Source organism: Rhizobium sp. SRI_017 (genome assembly GCF_057586295.1).
In genome coordinates, this window is the sequence record NZ_JBYCZP010000002.1 from 193,231 (window position 1) to 211,782 (window position 18,552).

Genomic DNA, 18,552 nt, shown 5'->3' on the forward strand with positions numbered 1-18,552 from the left:
GGCTCCCGAACGACAAGCAGGGCATTTTCCCGGACGCCGCCCGACTGTAACGGGAGACTTGCCCATTGGGTTCCGGATGACTTACGGGCTCGCCGGGCCGAGCATCGCTTCGAAGGCGTGGTCGATGATGGAGAGCTTGATCGCCTGGGCTGACGCATATTCCTCGCGGAAGCCGCGCGAAACCCACATGATCGAATGACCGCGGCGCCCTTCCCAGCCGAGCGAGCCGAGGTTTTCAGCTTCGCGCAGTTTGCGCGCGAGGTGGGTTCGGCTGAGCGTCAGGTGTTGCGCCATTTCCACCGTCGATATCGGGCCGACGGCGACACGCTCCGCCTCTATTGGTGCATCTTCCATGCTGGCCATCAGCCAGTCCATGACCGTTCCGCCATTGTCGAGCCAGGTGAACAGCGAGAATGTCTTCTCCGGATTGCGCACCGCGTGGGCTGCGATGAGACCGTCCGAAATCAGCGGCTGCATCAGTTGGAGCGCATTGGGCGCGTTTTCATAGGTGTTTAGCCGGTTGCCGCCTGCGAGGCGATCGAGCGTGTAGAGATGCGCGCGAACCCAGCCATCGACGGTCGCCAATGCATGCGGTGCCGGCGCAAGTGGCCTTATGCGCCGGTCGGCCGGCGAGGGGAGCAACTGGACATATTTGTAGTAGATCATTTCCTTGATGTAGGCGTCAGCAGTGTTGCGGCTGGCGATATCGGCCGCGACCACGGCGTCGAGAAACTTGGTGATGTGCAGACCGCTTCTGTGGCCCGCATTCAACCCACGAAGATAGAGAGCGAGCCCGGTATGGGACATCAGCCAACGCTGCTGCGTTGCGAAGGCGGCGCTAAGGCGCGGGTCGTCCTCCCGCATCGACAGCATGCTGGCCGACTGCAGCTTGACGACGCGAAACAGGTCGGAATGCTGCATGATTTCTGACTGACTCAGCGCCATGGCCGCCTCCCTTTTGTAAGTGTGGCGGCTCTATGGTTCATGTGTCAATCAAACAGGCTCGAAACGGACTCTTCAAGGCTGGTGCGGTTGATCGCTTCACCGATCAGCGGCGCCGTACTGATGACGCGGATGTTGTGCGCGGAGAGCACCCTTGTGGGCGGCTGTATCGAATCCGTTATCACCAATTCGCGAAGCTTGGATGACGCGACGCGATCGCAAGCGCCGCCCGAGAGGACGCCATGCGTGATATAAGCGGTCACGCTTTTCGCGCCCTGGGCGAGCAAGGCATCGGCGGCGTTGCACAGCGTGCCGCCGGAGTCGACGATGTCGTCGATCAACAGACAGTCTCTGCCTTCGACATCGCCGACGATGTTCATGACTTCCGACTCCCCGGCGCGCTCGCGGCGTTTGTCGACAATGGCGAGGTTGCGGTCGTCGAGACGCTTTGCCAAAGCACGCGCGCGCACCACGCCGCCGACGTCGGGCGAGACCACGACGACGTTGTTGAGGTCGTAAGTCGACTTGATGTCACGCGTCAGGATCGGCACAGCGAACAGATTGTCGGTCGGGATGTCGAAGAAACCCTGAATCTGACCGGCATGGAGATCAAGCGTCAGCACGCGATCGGCGCCGGCTTCGGTGATGAGGTTGGCCACGAGCTTCGCCGAAATCGGCGTGCGGCCCGATGCGCGCCGATCCTGGCGGGCATAGCCGAAATAGGGCAGGACGGCGGTGATGCGGCGTGCCGACGACCGGCGCATGGCGTCGATCATGATCAGCAATTCCATCAGGTTGTCGTTGGCAGGGTAGGACGTCGACTGGATGAGGAAGATATCCTCGCCGCGCACATTCTCCTGGATTTCAACGAAAATTTCCTGGTCGGCAAAACGGCGAACGCTGGCTTTTCCAAGCGCTACCTTGAGGTAGGCGCAGATGGCCTCGGCCAACTGCCGATTGGAATTACCAGAAAATACCTTCATGATCGCCCGCCTGTTTTCATGCCGGATGGCGGCTTCTTATCGTGCTTTCACATGATTGCAAGTGCTTGGCCGGGTTTTTCCGTGTACATTCCACCGCATGGTTAGCCGGGACGTGATCGGCCGTCTCAGCCCTGCGATTGGCGCCACTTCATATATTCAGCGATCGTGGCGATGCCGATCTCCTTCATCACCTCCGGCGGCACGGCCGACCAGGCGTCGGCACCATCGCCTCTCACGCTCTCCTGGCCCTGAATGCGATGCAGGCGGGCGCCGGAATTGTCGAGCACGTCCCAGACATAGACGACGGTTACCTTGCCGCTGTCGCTGAAGGCGGAGAGATAACCCTTGAGCACATGTTCAGCCGTCTGGTCGTTCGAGCTCTTGATCGTCAGCCCATTGCCGCGGGCCGAGGCACCAAGCTCCTTGGAAAGCGGAGTCACGGACTGTACGGGCGCGCCGATAATCGGCAGGAAGCGGATCGTGCCCTTGGTGGTATTCGCCGTATAGAGGCTTGTCACTTGCTGCGTCTTCGCGTCGGACTTGTAGAGGTTGGCGCCGAGATTTCCGGGATCCTTCGCCTTGGTGACCGAGGGATTGTCCTGACCCTGTTCGATCGCCTTGGCCTGGGCCTCAAGGGTATTCTGCGGCTGGCGCTCCTGGACGGCGACCGGCTCGGTGTTTTCCGAATCGATGAGAGGCTTTCTGTCGGTTGTCTGCTGCGGGATTTCGTCGATCTGCGCCGGCTGCTGATCCGTCGGCGTGGCATCGGCGGTCTTTTGGGTGCCTGGGATCTCTGCCTGTGGTGTCAAGCCATCGGTGTTGCAGCCCGCAAGCAGCAAGGTGAGCGCGGCGATGATCGCTTGGATCGTCCTGCCGGACATGGACTGACTCCCCGATGAGGTCATCTCTTCGGCACGGGACTATGAGAGCGAAGCCTTGTGCGAGTCAATCGTCCCGGCCCAGGATGGCCGGGCCTGTTTCTGCTGCAGGGGGCACATCACACTGAAATCAGGTCCAGACTATGGCGCGACAAATTGCGCACCGGACCATCCGTCACGAGATAGGTGCGGCCGAGCGTCATGGCCGTGCCGGATTCCGAATCCATGATGATCATGTGCACAAAGAGCGTCATGCCCGGCAGGATCGGTTCCGGGTTGCCGGCATGGAACATTTGGTGCTCCATCCAGGAGGGTGAGAAGCGCGCACCGACGGAGTAGCCACAGGCGTTGAGCCGATGCTTGGCAAGGCCGCGCTCGTCCATGATCCGGGCATGAGTATCGAAGACCGTGCCGAAGGTGTTGCCGGTCACGAGATCGCCCTCGATTGCCTCGATGGCGTCGCGACAGGCGGCAAACAGTTCCTTCTGCCGGTCTGTCGGTTTGCCGATCACGATCGTACGCATCATCGGCGCATGGTAATGGGCGAAGACGCCGGCCCATTCGAGCGTCAGCTGGTCGGTCGCGTCGAGATTGCGGCGGCCGGCCTTGTAGCGGCAGAGAAGTGCATCGGCGCCGGAGCCGAGGATGAACTCGTTGGCCGGATAGTCGCCGCCTCCGGCGAAGATCGCGCCCTGCATGGCGGCGAGGATGTCGGCCTCGTTGGCGCCGGGCTTGATGAGCTTCAACGCGGCGTCGAGCGCATCGTCCGACAGCGCCGCGGCCTTTTCCGCATAGGCGATCTCGGTGGGGCTCTTCACCAGCCGCAGCTTGGAGACAATGTAGGAGGCGTCGACGGAGGTACCGAACGACGTCAGTTGATTGTCGAGCCGACGCGCATTGAGACCGGTCAGGCCGTGGGTGTCATATTCGACGCCGATCTTGGCGCCGAGCAAGTCGAGGTCCATGAGCAGGTTCTTGAGGTCCTGCGCCGGGTCGGCATTGGTGCGGTCGACCCAGACTCTGATGTCTTCGATGATCGACGTATGGCGCGCCTGGCGGAGGTCGGCCGAGCGGGTCAGCAGGACCATCTGGCCGTCGGCCTTGACCACCAGGCACTGGAAGAAGCAGTAGCCGAACGTGTCGTAGCCCGTCAGCCAGTACATGCTTTCCTGTGCGAAGACGAGGAGGGCATCGAGCTTCTCCTCCTTCATCCGTGCCTTGACCAGCTCCAGCCGGGAGGCAAATTCGTCCTTGGAAAAATGCAGCGCCATTCAGCCCTCCCTGAGCATGATTGCGGAAATCTGTCGGCCGTAATCCGGCTCTTTGCGATGTGTGGTGCGCCGATAGGAGAAGAAACGGTCCTCGTCGGCATAGGTGCAGATGTCGAGATTCTCCGCCTTCACGCCGGCGGCCGCAAGGCGGCTTACAGTTAGAGCAGGCAGGTCGAACAAATAGTGTTCCTCATTGTCCGATGGCGCGAAGAAGCTCGCCCAATCCGGGTTCCGCGCCACGAAGCGATCGTAGAACTCTGGCCCGACTTCATAGTTCCGCTGCGAGATCGACGGCCCAAGGCTTGCGACAATGTTTTCCCGGTGTGCGCCAAGAGACTCCATCGCGGCGATCGTGTTTTCGAGTACGCCGTCGAAGGCGCCCTTCCAGCCCGCATGGGCCGCACCGATAACGCCTGCCTCCGCGTCAGCGAACAGCACCGGCCCGCAATCGGCCGTCAGCACGCCGAGGACGATGCCGGGCGCGGCGGTAACCTGTCCGTCAGCCTTCGGCCTATCGCCGGACACCGGGCCATCGACGACGACGACGTGGGGCGAGTGGACCTGGTAGATTGTCACGAGATGATCGAGATCCGCGCCGAACCAGCCTGCGACGCGTGTACGGTTTTCGTGGATCCGTTCCGGTTCGTCATGCGAGCCAAGCCCGACATTGAGGCCCGCATAGAGACCTTCCGAGACGCCGCCTTCGCGGGTGAAGAATCCATGTGCGATACCTGAGCCAGCGCGTTCGCTGAGGAAAGGACTTTGCAGTGGGGAGGGCCGCTGGACTGAGGTCATGATGATCGGCCTTTCGAAGTCTGTCGCAGGCTGTGAGGCGAAGCGGTCATTGCGGCGGGATGTTGCAGAAGGGGTGGCTGGGTGTCAACTCAGCCGCCGAAGGGCGTGAGCGCGACCGCGGGGCTCGATACAGCCATGACCTTGAAGAGGTCGCCCATCTGGTTGGGGCCATTGCCCGCAAGGCGTTCGACGGCTGCGCGGATCGCCTCCTGGCCGGATTGCGATTTGCCTCGACCGAGCATGCCGGCGCGTTCGATCAGGCCGAGCTTCAACAGGAATTGGCTCTGGGTCATCACGCCATTGACCGATATGGACCGCGACCGAGCGACGTCGGCAAGGACCGAGAAGTCGACATGGCTGGTCAAGTCCGCCTCGCCGGGATGGGCCAGCGGCGGGTCAAATGCGTGTTTGAAGACGGCCTGCAGCGTGTCGCCAAAGCCTGCTTCGAGATGGCCGTAGTCGATAAGGAGTGCGGTGCCGCCGCCGTTGAAAAGTCGGTCGGACAGGAACTGCATGATCGCGGCGCGGGCCGGGGCAATTTCGGCGACCGTGCCTGCCGGTGCGGCCTGGTGGCCCGAGGGGAGCAGATCCGGTTCGACGCCGCCAGCGCCGGCGACGAAGGTCAGTTCGTCCTTATCGCCGATACCGACCAACCGTTCCCGGAACCCGTTTTGTGTCTTCACGAACTGGCGGATGGGCACTGCGTCGAAGAATTCATTGGCGGCAAGCAGCAGGAAGCCGGGCGGAATTTCGTCGAAACCGTCGTGCCAGGCAACCTTGCCGGAATGAGCATCAAGCGTCTTCCGCTGCACGTCGCGGAGCGTCGGACTGGTCTCGACGAGGTGGATCGTGGCGATGTCATAAAGCTCAGGTTCAAGCTTCCGCACCACCCGCAGGATGTCAGCCATCATGGTGCCGCGACCCGGCCCGATCTCGGCAATGCGGACATTGCGGCGCGGCTTGAGGTGCTTTTCCCAGGCATGAACCAGGAAGATGCCAACCATCTCACCGAAGAGCTGGCTGACCTCAGGGGCTGTCACGAAATCGCCGCCGCGACCGAAGGGGTCGCGGGTCTTGTAGTAGCCATATTCAGGGTCGGCAAGGCAGAGTGCGAAATAATCCGTCACGCTGATCGGGCCATGCACTGAAATGATCGCCTTGATTTTCTCGGCAAGCGGCGTGGTCATACTGGCTTTGTCACAACACGGCTGGCGCGCCAGATCGCCCAGAGACCGAGCAGCAACATCGGCAGCGAAAGCACCATGCCCATGGTGAGCCAGCCGCCGAAGAGATAACCGACTTGGGCGTCGGGCAGTCGGACGAATTCCACGGCGATGCGGCTCACCGCGTAGAGGCTTACGAAGGTGCCGGCGACGAGGCCGGGACGTTTGAGCGCGCTGAGGCGGAAGACCATGATGGCCAGGACAATGCCCGTCAGCAGGCCTTCGAGCCCAGCCTCATAGAGCTGGCTCGGATGGCGGGCGAAGGGCTCCTGTCCCGGAAAGACCACGGCCCAGGGCAGGTCGGAGAGGCCACCATAGAGTTCGCCGTTGATGAAATTGGCGAGGCGGACGAGGAAGAGGCCGGTCACGCAGACTGTGGCGACCACGTCGAAAAGCGACCAGACACTGATACCGCGCTTCCTGGCGAAGAGGATCATGGCGATAGTGGTGCCGGCGATCCCGCCATGGAAGGACATGCCTCCTTTCCAGATCTCGAATATAAGAGACGGATTGGCGAGATAGAGCGGCAAATCGTAAAACAGGATGAAGCCGACGCGGCCGCCGACGACAATGCCGACTGCGGCCCAAAGCAGGAAATCGTCGAGATCGGTGATCGTCATGGCCGGCGTATCATTGGCCCAGAGGCGTGGCGTGCTCGCGATTTTTCGCGCATACCACCAGCCGAGCAGGATGCTGACGACATAGCCCAGCCCATACCAGCGGATATCGATCGGGCCGATCGATATCGCGATCGGATCGATGTCGGGGAAGGGCATGGTGGCGAGCGTTTCGGCGATCGATATCAACGGACTGTCCGGATTCGGTTTCGGGTTGCCGGCTTATAGCATGAAGTTTTCATCCGCACAGACGGTGCGGTGGTGCGGATCGGCTGCGAATTTGCCGCGTGGCGGGCTTTTTCCTTGCATCGCAGGGGCCGGCATCCTACCTCCAATCCAGCTTAATCTTTCTGGAGGCACGTCCCATGAACCAGGGTCCCAATCGCATCCTCGACGACTTCGCCAAGCTGATGACCGATGCGGCGGGAGCCGTGCAAGGCGTGGGCAAGGAGGTCGAGACCGCCTTCAAGTCGCAGGCCGAGCGCTGGCTGAACTCGATGGACATCGTCAAGCGCGAGGAATTCGAGGCAGTGCGAGAGATGGCGATCAAGGCTCGCGAGGAGAATGACGCGCTTTCCGCGCGGATTGCCGAGCTGGAAGCAAGGATAGCTTCACTCAAATCCTGACCCCACGAGGTTATCCACAGGGCCGCCGAAGAGCGGCCCTGATTTTTTTCGGGCTGCGCCGAGAGTCGAAAAAACCATATTCGAGAGTCAGTTAAGCATTAAATTTGAATCAATTTCTGATGCGCCCGAAATAGTCATCACCAGCTTTTTGCGAGCGCGGGACTGGTTTCAGGACTCCCCCGTTATACACTGATTTTACAAGATGATTCGAAGCGGACGCGTAAGTTCCGGGCAGGCTAGGTGGCCTAGGTTAGGTTTATCGGTTCGCGGATCATTCCATTGAGTTTCCGGTGTTCTCCGGTCGCGTTGGTCTGTTCCCCGGCGCGATGTGGCTAGGACTCTGTAATTAGGTGCCGCATGAGCCTTTATGACCTGAAGACCGAACGTCTCTCCAATCCCGTCGATCTCATCGAATTCGTGGCTGACACGAACGACTGGTCGTTCGAGCGCTCTGCCGACGATGAGTTGGCATTGACGGTAGAAGGCAAGTGGGCCGACTACCGCGTCTCCTTCGCCTGGATGGAGGAGTTCGAGGCGGTTCATCTCTCTTGCGCCTTCGATCTCAAGATCCCTGACAACCGCATCGTCGAGGTGATCAAGCTGATCGCTCATATCAATGGCGAGGTGCTGCTCGGGCATTTCGATGTCTGGCAGAATGCCGACATCGTCATCTTCCGCCAGTCGCTGCTGCTTTCGGGCGGCGTCGAGCCCACGGGCCGTCAGGTCGAGGTGCTCTTGTCGTCCGCGCTCGAAGCCTGCGAGGCCTACTACCAGGCGTTCCAGTTCGTCGTCTGGTCGGGCATGGATGCGCAATCCGCGGTTAGCGCGGTGATGTTCGAAACCGTGGGGGAAGCATGAGCCTTACGCTTTCGGGGCCCATCATCCTCATCGGTGCCGGCAATATGGGCGGCGCGATGGCAACGGGATGGGTCAGGAATGGGATCGCGGGAAGCTCGATCATCGCCGCCGATCCCAATCCGCCGCAAGCGATGAAGGCACGGCTCAGCGAGGGCGGTATTCAGTTTGCCGCCGCTGCGCCCGAAGGCGTGACCGCTGGCGTGATCTTCGTCGCGGTGAAGCCGCAAGTGATGGACAAGGTCCTGCCAGCCTATAGGGCGCTGATCGGCAAGGATACAATCGTCGTTTCGATCGCTGCGGGGAAAACGCTTTCCTTCCTCGAAGAGCATCTTGGCAAAGCGCCGATGGTGCGCGCTATGCCGAACACGCCGGCGATGATCGGCCGCGGCGTTACAGGCGCGTTCGCCAACGGCTTGGTTTCGGATGCCCAGCGCAAGCTCGTTCATTCGCTCCTCGAAGTCTCCGGCCCGGTCGAATGGGTTGAGACCGAGGCGCTCATCGATGCCGTGACCGCCGTTTCCGGTTCCGGTCCGGCTTATGTTTTCCATCTCGCCGAGTGCATGGCAGAGGCAGGCCGAAAGCTCGGTCTGCCGGCGGACCTCGCCATGCGTCTTGCGAGGGCAACCGTGTCGGGCGCTGGTGAATTGCTTCACCAGTCGCCCGATGAGGCTGCGCAGTTGCGGAAGAACGTGACCTCGCCCGGTGGCACGACCGCTGCGGCACTCGAGGTGCTGATGGCCGAGGACGGCATGCAGCCGCTTTTCGACAGGGCGATCAAGGCGGCCCGCGACCGGGCGCAGGAACTCGCAGGATAATCCATCATGTCAGAACAGATCACCTATGCCGACTTCGAGCGGGTCGATATCCGCGTCGGCACGGTCGTCGAGGCCTCTCCCTTTCCGGAAGCGCGCAAGCCGGCGATCAAGCTGGTGATCGATTTCGGTCCGGAGATCGGCGTCAAGAAATCCTCGGCGCAGATTACGGTGCACTACACGCCGGAGTCCCTGGTCGGGCGGCAGGTTTTGGGCGTCGTCAATTTCCCGCCACGGCAAATCGGGCCATTCCGTTCCGAGGTGCTGACGCTCGGCTTCGAGGATGCCAGTGGCGCTGTCGTTCTGGCCCAGCCGGGCTTGCCCGTTCCTGATGGCAGGAAGCTTCTCTGACTCATTTTCTCCCAGTTTCGGTCCCAATCTTCGATAAGGAGCAATGATGCGGGGGAACTATGACATGCCACTCTCAGGGGTCCATGAGCGCTTTCGCGTTTCATGCCTGCCGAAGGCGGCGATCGTCGCTGAAGAATGGGGTGCGACCCACGTTATCTCTCTGATCGACCCTGCGATTGGGCCCGAGCATGTGCCTGCAATCCGTGGCGCCGAGCATATTGTGGCACGCCTGCGCGACCAGGAAACCGCCGAAGTCACCAGCCACTTCCCCGAGATCATCGAAAGCCTGTTCGAGACGGTTCGTCCGGCGATCGAGAGCCCGCACTCACGGATCCTCGTTCATTGCCACGCCGGTGTTTCACGCTCGACGGCATTTTGTTACGCGATGATCGCGCATCGCGCGGGCAGGGGCATGGAGAACGAAGCCTTCGGCGCGTTCTTGTCCATCGTCAACAAGCCCTGGCCGAACCGCCGTATCATCGAAGTCCTCGACCGCAAATGGGAGCGCGACGGCGCGCTGCTCAAGCCGCTTGATGCGATGCGCGAACGCTATCCGCGGCGGATACTGGCGTGGGATCGGTTCAACAAGAAGCGACGGTTCTTTGAGCTCGTGCCACAGGAAGTTTATGGGCGGTAGGGGTTAGGCGACGCGCTTCGGAAGCTTGGCAATGGCTTCACCAGCTTGCTGTTCAGCCAGTCGCAGTTCGTAACTGGTCTGCAAATTCAGCCAGAACTGTGCCGATGTTCCGAACCAGTGGCCAAGCCGCAGCGCCGTGTCGCCAGTAATGCTGCGCTTGCCATTGATAATCTGGCTGACCCGGTTCGCAGGCACGTCGATCTGACGGGCGAGTTCGGCAGCCGAGACGCCGATCTCCTGCAGTTCGTCGCTCAGGATTTCTCCCGGATGTATCGCTGGCCGCATATTCATGGATCACCTAATGATAGTCGACAATTTCAACATTGTTCGGTCCGTGCTCATCGTTCTGCCAGACGAAACATAACCGGTATTGCTCATTGATCCGGATGCTGAACTGCCCGTTGCGATCTCCGCGCAGTGCTTCCAATCGATTGCTTGGAAGTTGCCGAAGTTCGTCCAGGCTGGTCGCTGCATTGAGGATTTCGAGCCGCTTGTATGCCTGTTTCGCAAAACCCTGGAACTCGCGAACGAAATCTCCTCGTGAAAAAGCCTCCGTCCGCTTGTCCCTGTAGCTTTGGATCATGGCGGCATTCTAAGCGAATGACGCGTGACGTCAAGCATCACACCGGCACGCGCACCGTCGCCCTCAGTCCACCCATCTGGCTCTCCGCCAGCGTCACGTCACCGCCGTGGCTGCGGGCTATGTCGCGGGCGATGGCGAGGCCGAGGCCCGTGCCTGACGCGTCGAGATTGCGGGCTTCGTCGAGGCGGAAGAAGGGCTTGAAGACCTCCTCGCGCATCTCGGCCGGAATGCCGGGGCCGTCGTCGTCGACGGTGACGGTCAGGAAGCGGCCGGAACTGCGAGCCTCGATCTTCACATTGTTGCCATGGCGCCAGGCATTGGCGGCGAGGTTGGTGATGAGGCGGGTGAAGGAGTTGGGGCGCACCTTCACGCGTGTCGGACCGTCGATGGTCGAAGTCAGGGACTTGCCGTGGAGTTCGGCGGTCTCTTCCAATTGCCGCAGGAGGGCCACGAGATCCAGCTGGCCTTCGGCTTCCTCGCTCTCGCCACGGGCGAAGTCGAGATAGCCGTCGAGCATTGCATTCATGTCGTCGACGTCGCGGTTGAGGCTTTCGAGATCCTTCTTGTCCTCGGCGATGGCGAGCTGAAGGCGGAAGCGGGTCAGGATGGTGCGGAGGTCATGGCTGACGCCCGACAGCATCGCCGTGCGCTGCTCGATCTGGCGCTCGATGCGCTCTCGCATTTGCATGAAGGCAAGACCGGCCTTGCGGACTTCGACCGCGCCGCGCGGACGATAGGTCTCGACCGGTTTCTGGCCCTTGCCGAAACTCTCGGCGGCGCGTGCAAGCGACAGGATCGGCCGGATCTGGCCGCGCAAGAAGAGGATCGAGATGATGAGCAACACCAGCGAGGTGCCGAACATCCAGATCAGGAAGATATGGCTGTTGGAAGCCGATGTCCGGTCGCGGCGGGTGATGACGCTGAGGATGCGACCGCCATCGATTGCGATCCGGACCTCGACCTCCTTCGGGCCGGCTGTCGAATCGATCCAGAAAGGGCGGCTGATCTGGGTATTGATCTGGCGCGACAGCATCCGGTCGATGATCGAGAAGAACGGCACGGGCTTTCGCGGCGGCAGCTTGGTGCCCGGCAGGACCTTGACCGTGAGGCCCATCCGCTCCTCGGCGATGCGGATGATCTCGTCCTGCTGGTCCGGCATCTTGTCGAGCAGGTCGATCACCGAGGCGATGTCCCTCGTCACGGCGGCGGAGAGCCGGCTCGTCACCATCTGCCAATGCCGCTCCATGAAAACGAAGACCAGCACCGTCTGCAGGATGAGCATCGGGATCACGATAATCAGGATCGATCGGGCGAAGAGGCCGCGCGGCAGGTTGCGCCGGAAGAACCGCCCGATGCCGGCGAGCGGGCTGGGCCGGGGCTCGTCGATCGAAGGTGGGGCGATGTCCGTGTCGGTGGTCATCCGCTTTGGTCCAGCGAAAGCTTGTAGCCGATGCCGCGCACCGTCTGCAGCCAGACGGGATTGCCGGGATCGTCCTCGATCTTGCGGCGCAGGCGGTTGATCTGCACGTCGATCGTCCGCTCGCCGACATCGGCACCGGTGCCGGCGAGCTCGTGGCGGGCGATGGTCTGGCCGGCATTGGCGGCGAAGATCATCATGATGTCCTGTTCACGCCCGGTGAGGCCGACGAGTTGGGAGCCCCTGCGGAGCTCTCGCTTGACGAGCGAGAAGGTGTAGGGGCCGAAGATGAGCTGGTCGATCTTCGGTCGGCCCGGATTGGTGGCACGTTTGAGGATGTTGTTGATCCGAAGCACCAGTTCGCGCGGATCGAATGGCTTGGCGAGATAGTCGTCGGCGCCGGCTTCAAGGCCCGCGATACGCGACTCCGCTTCGGCGCGTGCAGTCAGCAGAATGACGGGAACGTCGCGCACTTTCTTGAGCGACTGGGTGAGGGCCATGCCGGTTTCGCCAGGCATCATCACGTCGAGCACGAGGAGGTCGAAATCGAGACCTTCGAGCTTGCGGCGGGCTTCGGCCGCATCGGCGGCGACCGTGACGCGAAAACCTTTGCCGGTGAGGAATTTCTGCAGCAGTTCGCGGATACGCGTGTCGTCGTCGACGATCAGGAGATGCGGCGCGTCGTCGGGCATCACCGCCTGTTCGCTCATTGCTCACCTCCCTTGTCGCGCATTCCGGAGAGGAAGCGCACCACGTCTTCGCGCATCTCCAGTCCTGCCTTGCCGAATGCACGGCCAATACGGCGCGATTGCGGCCTTGCGAGGTCGAGCGCCAGTTGGCGTCCGGCGGCTGTCGGAAAGAGATGCCGCTGACGGCGATCCTCGGTTCCCTCGACCTGCGCAATATAGCCTGAGTCGATCAATTGCTTCAGCACGCGGGCGAGAGATTGCTTGGTGATTTTCAGCGTGTCGAGCAGGTCGGCGACCGTCATGCCGGGATTGCGATTGACGAAGTGCACGACGCGGTGATGCGCGCGGCCGAACTCCTTCTTTTCGAGGATTGCATCGGGATCGGAGATGAAGTCGCGATAGGCAAAGAACAAGAGTTCGATGATTTCGAAGTCGATGCCGTCGCCGGTCATCGGCGCCCTGACGATATCGATTTCACCACCATTTTTCACGCGCTTGTCCATCTCACCCGCAATTCCGCCGCGCGGTCTGCGCGATAAGTCAGCTTCGTTGACATAAATTCAGCCCACTGTTAGCGTAAAACCCACTTGGAGGACAGAGACGATCGCCGGCCCTGATCGCGGCTTTTTCCTCAAGCCCCTGTCCCTTTCTTCGACATCAATCGCGGACCGATGGATGGGTAGACACACCCCTTGAAGAATGACGCTTTGGACGGCGCCGCGGAGGTATGACATGGCAGTTCCTTTTGACCAGCTAGACGGCCAGATCTGGATGAACGGCGAGTACGTTCCGTGGAAGGACGCCAAGATCCATGTGCTGACCCATGGCCTGCACTATGCGAGCGCCGTGTTCGAAGGCGAGCGCGCCTATGGCGGACGGGTTTTCAAGCTCACCGAGCATAACCAGCGCCTGCATGATTCCGCCGAACTCATGGGCTTCAAGATCCCTTATACGGTGGCCGAATTGGATGCAGCGACGATCGAGCTTCTGAAGCGCCAGGGCTTCAGCGATGCCTATGTCCGGCCGATCGCCTGGCGCGGCTCGGAAATGATGGGTGTTTCCGCCCAGAACAACAAGATCAACGTCGCGATCGCCATCTGGCAGTGGGGCAGCTATTTCAACCCGGCCGAGAAGCTCAAGGGCATCAAGCTCGACATGGCGGAGTATCGCCGCCCGGATCCGAAGACTGCTCCGTCGAAGGCGAAGGCCGCCGGCCTCTACATGATCTGCACCATTTCCAAGCACGCGGCTGAGGCCAAGGGCTATGCCGATGCGATGATGCTCGATTACCGCGGCCGTGTGGCCGAGGCGACCGGCGCAAACATCTTCTTCGTCAAGGACGGCGTCATCCACACGCCGGATCCGGATTGCTTCCTCAACGGTATCACTCGACAGACGGTGATCGAGCTTGCCAAGCGCCGCGGTATCCAGGTGATCGAGCGGGCGATCATGCCGGAAGAGCTGACCGAGTTCACTGAATGCTTCCTCACCGGCTCGGCCGCCGAGGTGACGCCGGTCTCGGAGATCGGCCCCTATCGTTTCACGCCCTCGACGATCTGCGAGACGCTGATGAACGACTATACGAAGGAAGTGTACCCCGCAGCGGCGCAAGCCGCGGAGTGACTTTTTCGCCACAAAGCCTTCGGAAGCGGCCTGCGGGCCGCTTCTTTGTTTTGGGTGCCGCATTACGGCTACCCCGGAGGTGAAGCGGCATTGCCGCGCCAATTGTAACATCCAAGCGGATGGCCCGACGTTTGGCTGAAACATATCCGACATTATATGGTCTGCATCAGACGACTGGCAGCCCGGCAACCGAATTTCTCGTCACTTTTATTGCATCGGCGAGGAAACTGTAACTTCGGTTACAGCATTGGCGAACAAACCGGACGATAAGGACGTCGAGTTTGCAACGGCTGCTAACGCCGACCAAGAGGGACTTCCGATGACTACGCTCGCTCAAGAGAATTCTGCCGCCAAACAGCTCCGCCCGGTCGTGATGCTGGTTGCTGCCTTCAGCCTTTCCGTCGCGGCCCTGCTCGTGACGACCGCGAGCCTTGGCGCGTCGCCGATCAATTCGATGGAAGTCGCGAGCTTCCAGGAAGGCTGAAGCGGCTTGTTTCCAGATGGAAGCAGCATGCTTGAGATTACAGTTTCAGCACCAACTCCCGGCAACCGTCAGGCTGCCGGTATTTTGTCGAGAAAGCCCACGACACGATCTATCCTGCCGCTCCTGGTCTCGACGATGTCGCTGCCTTCAATCACGGTCTCCTGACCTTCGGGACCGAGACCCCAGGCGAAGCGGACATAGTCGCTATGACCACCCGGCTGGTTGATCAGCTTGAAACGGAATCCCGGAAAGCGGTCGTGCACGGCACCGATCATTCCAGAGAGTTCGTGGGCATCCGACGCCGACATCAGTGGGTCGACGTAGCGTGGCGCTTCGCTCCAATAACGGGCGATGAGCGCCGCGCGCGCGTCCGCATCTGTCTCGTTCCAGGTCGCGATATAGTTCTCGGCGATTTCGTTCGCGGTGGTCATGGTCGTTTCCTTTCGTCTTGTTGACGGGGCCATGATTGCGAGTGGAGGGAATGATCTCAATTACCTCCCGGGTAATGACAAAGCCACACTGCCGGCCTATATCCCGCCTGACACTTTGATGACGCATGTCTTTGTCCCGAAACCGGTGTCCACTTTCGGGAGACATGCTGCGGAAATCAGGAGCTGATATGGCCAAGCTTCAAGCCGGGATCATTCCCGTGACGCCCTTCCAGCAGAATTGCACAATTCTGTTCGACCCGGACACGATGGAAGGCGTGATTGTCGATCCCGGTGGCGATGTCGAGGAGGTCATTCTCCCGACGCTCAAGGAGAACGACATCCGACTCAAGGAGATCTGGCTGACTCACGGTCATCTCGATCACGCTGGGGGAGCGCTCGACCTAAAGGAAGCGCTTGGAATTCCCATCATCGGCCCGCACAAGGACGACCTGCCGCTTCTGCAGAACATCGAAGCGAGTGCCGCACGCTTCGGCGCCAGCGACATGAAGGTGCGCAACATGGTGCCGGATCGCTTCCTGGAAGAAGGGGAGACCGTGACCTTCGGCGGCCATGTGTTTGAAGTCTACCACACACCCGGCCACGCGCCGGGACATGTCATCTATTTCAATCGCGAGCAGAACTTTGCCCATCTCGGCGATGTGCTGTTCAACGGCTCGATCGGCCGTACCGACTTGCCGGGCGGCAATCACGATCAGCTTCTGGAGTCGATCCGAACCAAGGTGCTGCCGTTGGGCGACGATGTCGGCTTCATCTGCGGCCATGGCCCGGGTAGCCGGATCGGCGACGAGCGGCGCTCCAATCCGTTTCTCCGCGGACTCTCACGACAAAAGGCCGGGAGTTTGTCCCGGCCTTAGGACACTCAGCCCGCTTTGCAGAAGCGGCGCTTCTGGTCATAGGCGAGATATGTGCCGTTCTGCGGGTTGAAGGACGCGAAGCGGCCCGCGCACCATTCCTTCCATTCCTTGGTCCAAGGCTTCAGACCGGCGGCATTCGCCTCTTTGACGGTGTCGACCTTCCTCGGCTGCTTGGCGACAGTTGCCGGCTTTCGGTCGATGGTCTTGGTCTTGCGCTCGACGAGTGGCTCAGGACGGTCGGGAAAATAGTTGTTCTCGGTTCCGACGATCTGATCCTCGTCATAGGCCTGCGCGTCGCCATCCTGATAGCGCGGTGCGGCATATTCTTCGGCCTCCGGCGCATCGTCGCGATAGATGCCGACCTCGTCGTTCTCGTCCGGGTCTGCATAGACCGCGTCGTCGTCGTAGATCGTCTCTTGATCATAGATCGGTGCCTGGTCGACGATGACGGGTTCTTCACGATAGACGACACGCGGCCGGGTCGCGATGACTGCACCGGCGACGATGCCCGCCGTGACACCGGTAACGAAGACGCGCTTCTTCCATGGCTTCACGGCATGGTGCCTGCGCCAGTGGCGATCGCCGGCGGATGCGAATTCGACGGTCGAGGCGACTGTCGTCAGTGCCGCGATGGAAAGAATGACGGCCTTGGCAACCCTGTTCATGGATGGCGCTCCCTGCTACCGACCCCGAGACATCCGGGGCTTCACTTGCTGGAAACGCTATTGCCGCCGCGATGAATGCTGGCTGAATGAAAGACGGCATGTTTGTGGCAGGCGGTTCGCGAATGCCAACCACAAAGGCAAAACGCCGCCCTCCGGCAGAAGCCGGGGCGGCGTCAGGTGCCTGACGGCAGAATATCTTAGCCGGTGACGTGCAGGTTAACTGCCTTTGGACCCTTGCCACGACGATCCGGCTCGGTGTCGTAGGTCACTTTCTGGTTTTCGGTCAAACCCGTCAGGCCCGATGCCTGGACCGCGGTAATGTGAACGAAAATGTCGGAACCGCCCTTATCGGGTTTGATGAAACCAAAACCTTTGTCGGCGTTGAAGAACTTCACGGTGCCGGTATCGGCCATTGCTGTACCCATCCTTATCTGTGCTGTCGAACAGACAGCATCGTCCAAGCCTTTTCAGGCGTCAGCAGGCAGATTTCGATAAGGAAAGTCCTGTCTATCGTGGCTCAAGACGTTTGACCGACACTCGCCACCCGGAGCGTATTGCGCCTCCGGCACGCTGTTCTCTAGGTTCTTCCCGTTGTTCGCAATTGCCCGAACGCAAGTAAGGTGATTGTTTTGGTGAATTTTGGCAAGCGAAAGTTTCTTTGCGCGCCGAAAATTGTCCATTTTCGGCGCCTCAGGGCAATTTGCGTTAATAGTAGGCAAGACTTGCTGAGAGTTTGGCTCGATCTCTTCAGAAAGTCACGCCGTGCGGCGCTTCTTTGTAAATTCCGGTACGATTTCGACCAGTAACATTGCCAGGAAGATAAGTGCGCAGCCAAAATACCCAAGTAAAGGGATGCGTTCGCCGAGGATCACGGCACCGAAGAATGCGCCGAACAATGACTCGCTCGCGAGAAAGATTGCTGCTTGCGGTGCCGTGGTCCAGCGCTGGCCCACCACCTGCAAAGTGTAGGCGATGCCCGAGGAGACGATTCCGGAATAGAGCAGATGGGGCGCCGCCTCGACGATGCCAGCCCAGCTAGTGGGTTCGATCAAGGCGGCGATCAGGAGAGCGGCCGCGCCCGTCACGAGAAACTGGACGGCGGAGAGGGCGAGAGGCCGGTCGCTGCCTGCCATGAACATGCCGACCAAAAGCACCTGCGTGCCGAAGCAGAATGCGCAGAGGATGATCCAGAAATCGCCGACCACCAGCGCCGACAGCTTGCCGCCGGCGAGGTAGAAGATGCCGGCCAGCGCCATCAGTGCGGCAGGCCAGACGATCCAGTGCGGCAGGCGGCGGAGAATGATCACGCTCAACACCGGCACGATGATGACGTAAAGGCCGGTCAGGAAACTGGCATTGGTAACCGTGGCTGTCAGCATGCCGATCTGTTGGGTGATGGCGCCCGCGAGCAGGGCGACGCCGCACAGGCCATAGGCGGCGATTGCTCGGCCGTCGAGAGGTGTCTTGGCCCTGCCGTTTTCGCGGATGGCGAAGGGCAGGACGACGAGAAAGCCGATGAAGAAGCGAATGCCGACAAACCACAGCGGCCCCATGCTCTTCATTGCGAGATTCTGGCTGACGAAGGCAGCGCCCCAAATTGCTGCGGTCAGCAACAGAATAAGATTGGCCTGGATGCGCGTCATAGCTGCAATGATACCGGAGATTTCGATGGCGTTTCGTTAGGGATAGGCAGTTGGCCGCACCTTTGCAATTGCCAAATTGCACGGTTGTCGAATTTGGAGTGGACGATGCAAACAGGAAGCCTGTCTGCCGCTGCCTGCCGCGTGTCGTT

24 protein-coding genes are annotated in these 18,552 nt (G+C 60.7%); 8 read left to right on the forward strand and 16 right to left on the reverse strand.

Going from position 1 to position 18,552, the window contains the following annotated elements; genetic code table 11:
- Nucleotides 1-81: 81 nt before the first annotated feature.
- The 7 genes from AC2YI2_RS05720 to lgt form a co-directional block, all read right to left on the reverse strand.
- On the reverse strand, nt 82-945 hold the full coding sequence (locus tag AC2YI2_RS05720) for a hypothetical protein (protein WP_487385478.1): 864 nt from the start codon (nt 943-945) through the stop codon (nt 82-84).
- Between the two features lie 44 nt (nt 946-989).
- On the reverse strand, nt 990-1,925 hold the full coding sequence (locus AC2YI2_RS05725; RefSeq protein ID WP_487385479.1) for a ribose-phosphate pyrophosphokinase: 936 nt from the start codon (nt 1,923-1,925) through the stop codon (nt 990-992).
- Between the two features lie 125 nt (nt 1,926-2,050).
- On the reverse strand, nt 2,051-2,806 hold the full coding sequence (locus AC2YI2_RS05730; RefSeq protein WP_487385480.1) for a hypothetical protein: 756 nt from the start codon (nt 2,804-2,806) through the stop codon (nt 2,051-2,053).
- A 116-nt stretch (nt 2,807-2,922) separates the two neighbouring features.
- Nucleotides 2,923-4,074 (reverse strand): M24 family metallopeptidase, encoded by a 1,152-nt coding sequence (locus tag AC2YI2_RS05735; protein WP_487385481.1) that lies wholly within the window; start codon nt 4,072-4,074, stop codon nt 2,923-2,925.
- Entirely contained in the window at nt 4,075-4,869 is a 795-nt protein-coding gene (gene pgeF / locus AC2YI2_RS05740) for a peptidoglycan editing factor PgeF (protein WP_487385482.1), read from the reverse strand.
- 89 nt (nt 4,870-4,958) lie between these two features.
- Nucleotides 4,959-6,056: a class I SAM-dependent methyltransferase gene (locus tag AC2YI2_RS05745; protein WP_487385483.1), complete on the reverse strand. Its 1,098-nt coding sequence runs from the start codon at nt 6,054-6,056 to the stop codon at nt 4,959-4,961.
- Nucleotides 6,053-6,868 (reverse strand): prolipoprotein diacylglyceryl transferase, encoded by an 816-nt coding sequence (gene lgt / locus AC2YI2_RS05750; RefSeq protein WP_487385858.1) that lies wholly within the window; start codon nt 6,866-6,868, stop codon nt 6,053-6,055. The genes AC2YI2_RS05745 and lgt overlap by 4 nt, the downstream gene beginning before the upstream one ends.
- A gap of 206 nt (nt 6,869-7,074) precedes the next feature.
- Here lgt and AC2YI2_RS05755 point away from each other — a divergent pair, with 206 nt between their 5' ends.
- The 5 genes from AC2YI2_RS05755 to AC2YI2_RS05775 all read left to right on the forward strand — a co-directional run bounded on the left by AC2YI2_RS05755 (nt 7,075) and on the right by AC2YI2_RS05775 (nt 9,993).
- Nucleotides 7,075-7,335 carry an accessory factor UbiK family protein gene (locus AC2YI2_RS05755; protein WP_487385484.1) on the forward strand — a complete coding sequence of 87 codons (261 nt, stop codon included), beginning with the start codon at nt 7,075-7,077 and terminating at the stop codon, nt 7,333-7,335.
- A 357-nt stretch (nt 7,336-7,692) separates the two neighbouring features.
- Nucleotides 7,693-8,193, forward strand: coding sequence for a type III secretion system chaperone family protein (locus AC2YI2_RS05760; RefSeq protein WP_487385485.1), 501 nt, complete (start codon nt 7,693-7,695; stop codon nt 8,191-8,193).
- Complete coding sequence (gene proC, locus AC2YI2_RS05765) at nt 8,190-9,008, forward strand: pyrroline-5-carboxylate reductase (protein ID WP_487385486.1); 819 nt, start codon at nt 8,190-8,192, stop codon at nt 9,006-9,008. Before AC2YI2_RS05760 ends, proC begins: the two co-directional genes overlap by 4 nt.
- 6 nt (nt 9,009-9,014) lie before the next feature.
- Entirely contained in the window at nt 9,015-9,356 is a 342-nt protein-coding gene (locus tag AC2YI2_RS05770) for a tRNA-binding protein (protein WP_487385487.1), read from the forward strand.
- A gap of 64 nt (nt 9,357-9,420) precedes the next feature.
- Nucleotides 9,421-9,993, forward strand: coding sequence for a protein-tyrosine phosphatase family protein (locus tag AC2YI2_RS05775; RefSeq protein ID WP_487385488.1), 573 nt, complete (start codon nt 9,421-9,423; stop codon nt 9,991-9,993).
- A 3-nt stretch (nt 9,994-9,996) separates the two neighbouring features.
- On the opposite strand, the gene AC2YI2_RS05780 is transcribed toward AC2YI2_RS05775, so the two are convergent.
- The 5 genes from AC2YI2_RS05780 to AC2YI2_RS05800 are packed head-to-tail and all read right to left on the reverse strand — an operon-like array spanning nt 9,997 to nt 13,134.
- Complete coding sequence (locus AC2YI2_RS05780) at nt 9,997-10,284, reverse strand: HigA family addiction module antitoxin (protein WP_487385489.1); 288 nt, start codon at nt 10,282-10,284, stop codon at nt 9,997-9,999.
- Nucleotides 10,285-10,291: 7 nt separating this feature from the next.
- The gene (locus tag AC2YI2_RS05785) at nt 10,292-10,576 is read right to left on the reverse strand and encodes a type II toxin-antitoxin system RelE/ParE family toxin (RefSeq protein ID WP_487385490.1); all 285 of its coding nucleotides are present in this window, start codon (nt 10,574-10,576) and stop codon (nt 10,292-10,294) included.
- Between the two features lie 37 nt (nt 10,577-10,613).
- Nucleotides 10,614-11,996: an ATP-binding protein gene (locus tag AC2YI2_RS05790; protein ID WP_487385491.1), complete on the reverse strand. Its 1,383-nt coding sequence runs from the start codon at nt 11,994-11,996 to the stop codon at nt 10,614-10,616.
- Nucleotides 11,993-12,703: a response regulator gene (locus tag AC2YI2_RS05795; protein WP_487385492.1), complete on the reverse strand. Its 711-nt coding sequence runs from the start codon at nt 12,701-12,703 to the stop codon at nt 11,993-11,995. Before AC2YI2_RS05795 ends, AC2YI2_RS05790 begins: the two co-directional genes overlap by 4 nt.
- Nucleotides 12,700-13,134 (reverse strand): MarR family winged helix-turn-helix transcriptional regulator, encoded by a 435-nt coding sequence (locus tag AC2YI2_RS05800; RefSeq protein ID WP_487385859.1) that lies wholly within the window; start codon nt 13,132-13,134, stop codon nt 12,700-12,702. The genes AC2YI2_RS05795 and AC2YI2_RS05800 overlap by 4 nt, the downstream gene beginning before the upstream one ends.
- A gap of 280 nt (nt 13,135-13,414) precedes the next feature.
- On the opposite strand from AC2YI2_RS05800, the gene AC2YI2_RS05805 reads away from it, so the two are divergent.
- Together AC2YI2_RS05805 and AC2YI2_RS05810 are read left to right on the forward strand one after the other, a co-directional pair.
- Nucleotides 13,415-14,305, forward strand: coding sequence for a branched-chain amino acid aminotransferase (locus AC2YI2_RS05805; RefSeq protein ID WP_487385493.1), 891 nt, complete (start codon nt 13,415-13,417; stop codon nt 14,303-14,305).
- Nucleotides 14,306-14,624: 319 nt separating this feature from the next.
- Nucleotides 14,625-14,789 (forward strand): hypothetical protein, encoded by a 165-nt coding sequence (locus AC2YI2_RS05810; RefSeq protein WP_487385494.1) that lies wholly within the window; start codon nt 14,625-14,627, stop codon nt 14,787-14,789.
- Between the two features lie 68 nt (nt 14,790-14,857).
- On the opposite strand, the gene AC2YI2_RS05815 is transcribed toward AC2YI2_RS05810, so the two are convergent.
- Nucleotides 14,858-15,220, reverse strand: coding sequence for a nuclear transport factor 2 family protein (locus AC2YI2_RS05815; RefSeq protein WP_487385495.1), 363 nt, complete (start codon nt 15,218-15,220; stop codon nt 14,858-14,860).
- A gap of 188 nt (nt 15,221-15,408) precedes the next feature.
- Between AC2YI2_RS05815 and AC2YI2_RS05820 the strand changes: the two genes are divergently transcribed.
- Complete coding sequence (locus AC2YI2_RS05820) at nt 15,409-16,095, forward strand: MBL fold metallo-hydrolase (protein WP_487385496.1); 687 nt, start codon at nt 15,409-15,411, stop codon at nt 16,093-16,095.
- Nucleotides 16,096-16,100: 5 nt separating this feature from the next.
- Here the strand turns inward: AC2YI2_RS05820 and AC2YI2_RS05825 are convergent, their stop codons facing one another.
- The 3 genes from AC2YI2_RS05825 to AC2YI2_RS05835 form a co-directional block, all read right to left on the reverse strand.
- The gene (locus AC2YI2_RS05825) at nt 16,101-16,760 is read right to left on the reverse strand and encodes a BA14K family protein (protein ID WP_487385497.1); all 660 of its coding nucleotides are present in this window, start codon (nt 16,758-16,760) and stop codon (nt 16,101-16,103) included.
- Between the two features lie 197 nt (nt 16,761-16,957).
- Nucleotides 16,958-17,173 carry a cold-shock protein gene (locus AC2YI2_RS05830; protein WP_449112227.1) on the reverse strand — a complete coding sequence of 72 codons (216 nt, stop codon included), beginning with the start codon at nt 17,171-17,173 and terminating at the stop codon, nt 16,958-16,960.
- 342 nt (nt 17,174-17,515) lie between these two features.
- On the reverse strand, nt 17,516-18,403 hold the full coding sequence (locus tag AC2YI2_RS05835; RefSeq protein WP_487385498.1) for a DMT family transporter: 888 nt from the start codon (nt 18,401-18,403) through the stop codon (nt 17,516-17,518).
- Between the last annotated feature and the right edge of the window lie 149 nt (nt 18,404-18,552).

Excerpts from the sequence above, each read along its gene's own strand:
- AC2YI2_RS05720 (WP_487385478.1), bottom strand. The coding sequence starts at position 945 with ATGGCGCTGAGTCAGTCAGAAATCATGCAGCATTCCGACCTGTTTCGC.
- AC2YI2_RS05725 (WP_487385479.1), bottom strand. The coding sequence starts at position 1,925 with ATGAAGGTATTTTCTGGTAATTCCAATCGGCAGTTGGCCGAGGCCATC.
- AC2YI2_RS05730 (WP_487385480.1), bottom strand. The coding sequence starts at position 2,806 with ATGTCCGGCAGGACGATCCAAGCGATCATCGCCGCGCTCACCTTGCTG.
- AC2YI2_RS05735 (WP_487385481.1), bottom strand. The coding sequence starts at position 4,074 with ATGGCGCTGCATTTTTCCAAGGACGAATTTGCCTCCCGGCTGGAGCTG.
- pgeF (WP_487385482.1), bottom strand. The coding sequence starts at position 4,869 with ATGACCTCAGTCCAGCGGCCCTCCCCACTGCAAAGTCCTTTCCTCAGC.
- AC2YI2_RS05745 (WP_487385483.1), bottom strand. The coding sequence starts at position 6,056 with ATGACCACGCCGCTTGCCGAGAAAATCAAGGCGATCATTTCAGTGCAT.
- lgt (WP_487385858.1), bottom strand. The coding sequence starts at position 6,868 with ATGCCCTTCCCCGACATCGATCCGATCGCGATATCGATCGGCCCGATC.
- AC2YI2_RS05755 (WP_487385484.1), top strand. The coding sequence starts at position 7,075 with ATGAACCAGGGTCCCAATCGCATCCTCGACGACTTCGCCAAGCTGATG.
- AC2YI2_RS05760 (WP_487385485.1), top strand. The coding sequence starts at position 7,693 with ATGAGCCTTTATGACCTGAAGACCGAACGTCTCTCCAATCCCGTCGAT.
- proC (WP_487385486.1), top strand. The coding sequence starts at position 8,190 with ATGAGCCTTACGCTTTCGGGGCCCATCATCCTCATCGGTGCCGGCAAT.
- AC2YI2_RS05770 (WP_487385487.1), top strand. The coding sequence starts at position 9,015 with ATGTCAGAACAGATCACCTATGCCGACTTCGAGCGGGTCGATATCCGC.
- AC2YI2_RS05775 (WP_487385488.1), top strand. The coding sequence starts at position 9,421 with ATGCCACTCTCAGGGGTCCATGAGCGCTTTCGCGTTTCATGCCTGCCG.
- AC2YI2_RS05780 (WP_487385489.1), bottom strand. The coding sequence starts at position 10,284 with ATGAATATGCGGCCAGCGATACATCCGGGAGAAATCCTGAGCGACGAA.
- AC2YI2_RS05785 (WP_487385490.1), bottom strand. The coding sequence starts at position 10,576 with ATGATCCAAAGCTACAGGGACAAGCGGACGGAGGCTTTTTCACGAGGA.
- AC2YI2_RS05790 (WP_487385491.1), bottom strand. The coding sequence starts at position 11,996 with ATGACCACCGACACGGACATCGCCCCACCTTCGATCGACGAGCCCCGG.
- AC2YI2_RS05795 (WP_487385492.1), bottom strand. The coding sequence starts at position 12,703 with ATGAGCGAACAGGCGGTGATGCCCGACGACGCGCCGCATCTCCTGATC.
- AC2YI2_RS05800 (WP_487385859.1), bottom strand. The coding sequence starts at position 13,134 with ATGACCGGCGACGGCATCGACTTCGAAATCATCGAACTCTTGTTCTTT.
- AC2YI2_RS05805 (WP_487385493.1), top strand. The coding sequence starts at position 13,415 with ATGGCAGTTCCTTTTGACCAGCTAGACGGCCAGATCTGGATGAACGGC.
- AC2YI2_RS05810 (WP_487385494.1), top strand. The coding sequence starts at position 14,625 with ATGACTACGCTCGCTCAAGAGAATTCTGCCGCCAAACAGCTCCGCCCG.
- AC2YI2_RS05815 (WP_487385495.1), bottom strand. The coding sequence starts at position 15,220 with ATGACCACCGCGAACGAAATCGCCGAGAACTATATCGCGACCTGGAAC.
- AC2YI2_RS05820 (WP_487385496.1), top strand. The coding sequence starts at position 15,409 with ATGGCCAAGCTTCAAGCCGGGATCATTCCCGTGACGCCCTTCCAGCAG.
- AC2YI2_RS05825 (WP_487385497.1), bottom strand. The coding sequence starts at position 16,760 with ATGAACAGGGTTGCCAAGGCCGTCATTCTTTCCATCGCGGCACTGACG.
- AC2YI2_RS05830 (WP_449112227.1), bottom strand. The coding sequence starts at position 17,173 with ATGGCCGATACCGGCACCGTGAAGTTCTTCAACGCCGACAAAGGTTTT.
- AC2YI2_RS05835 (WP_487385498.1), bottom strand. The coding sequence starts at position 18,403 with ATGACGCGCATCCAGGCCAATCTTATTCTGTTGCTGACCGCAGCAATT.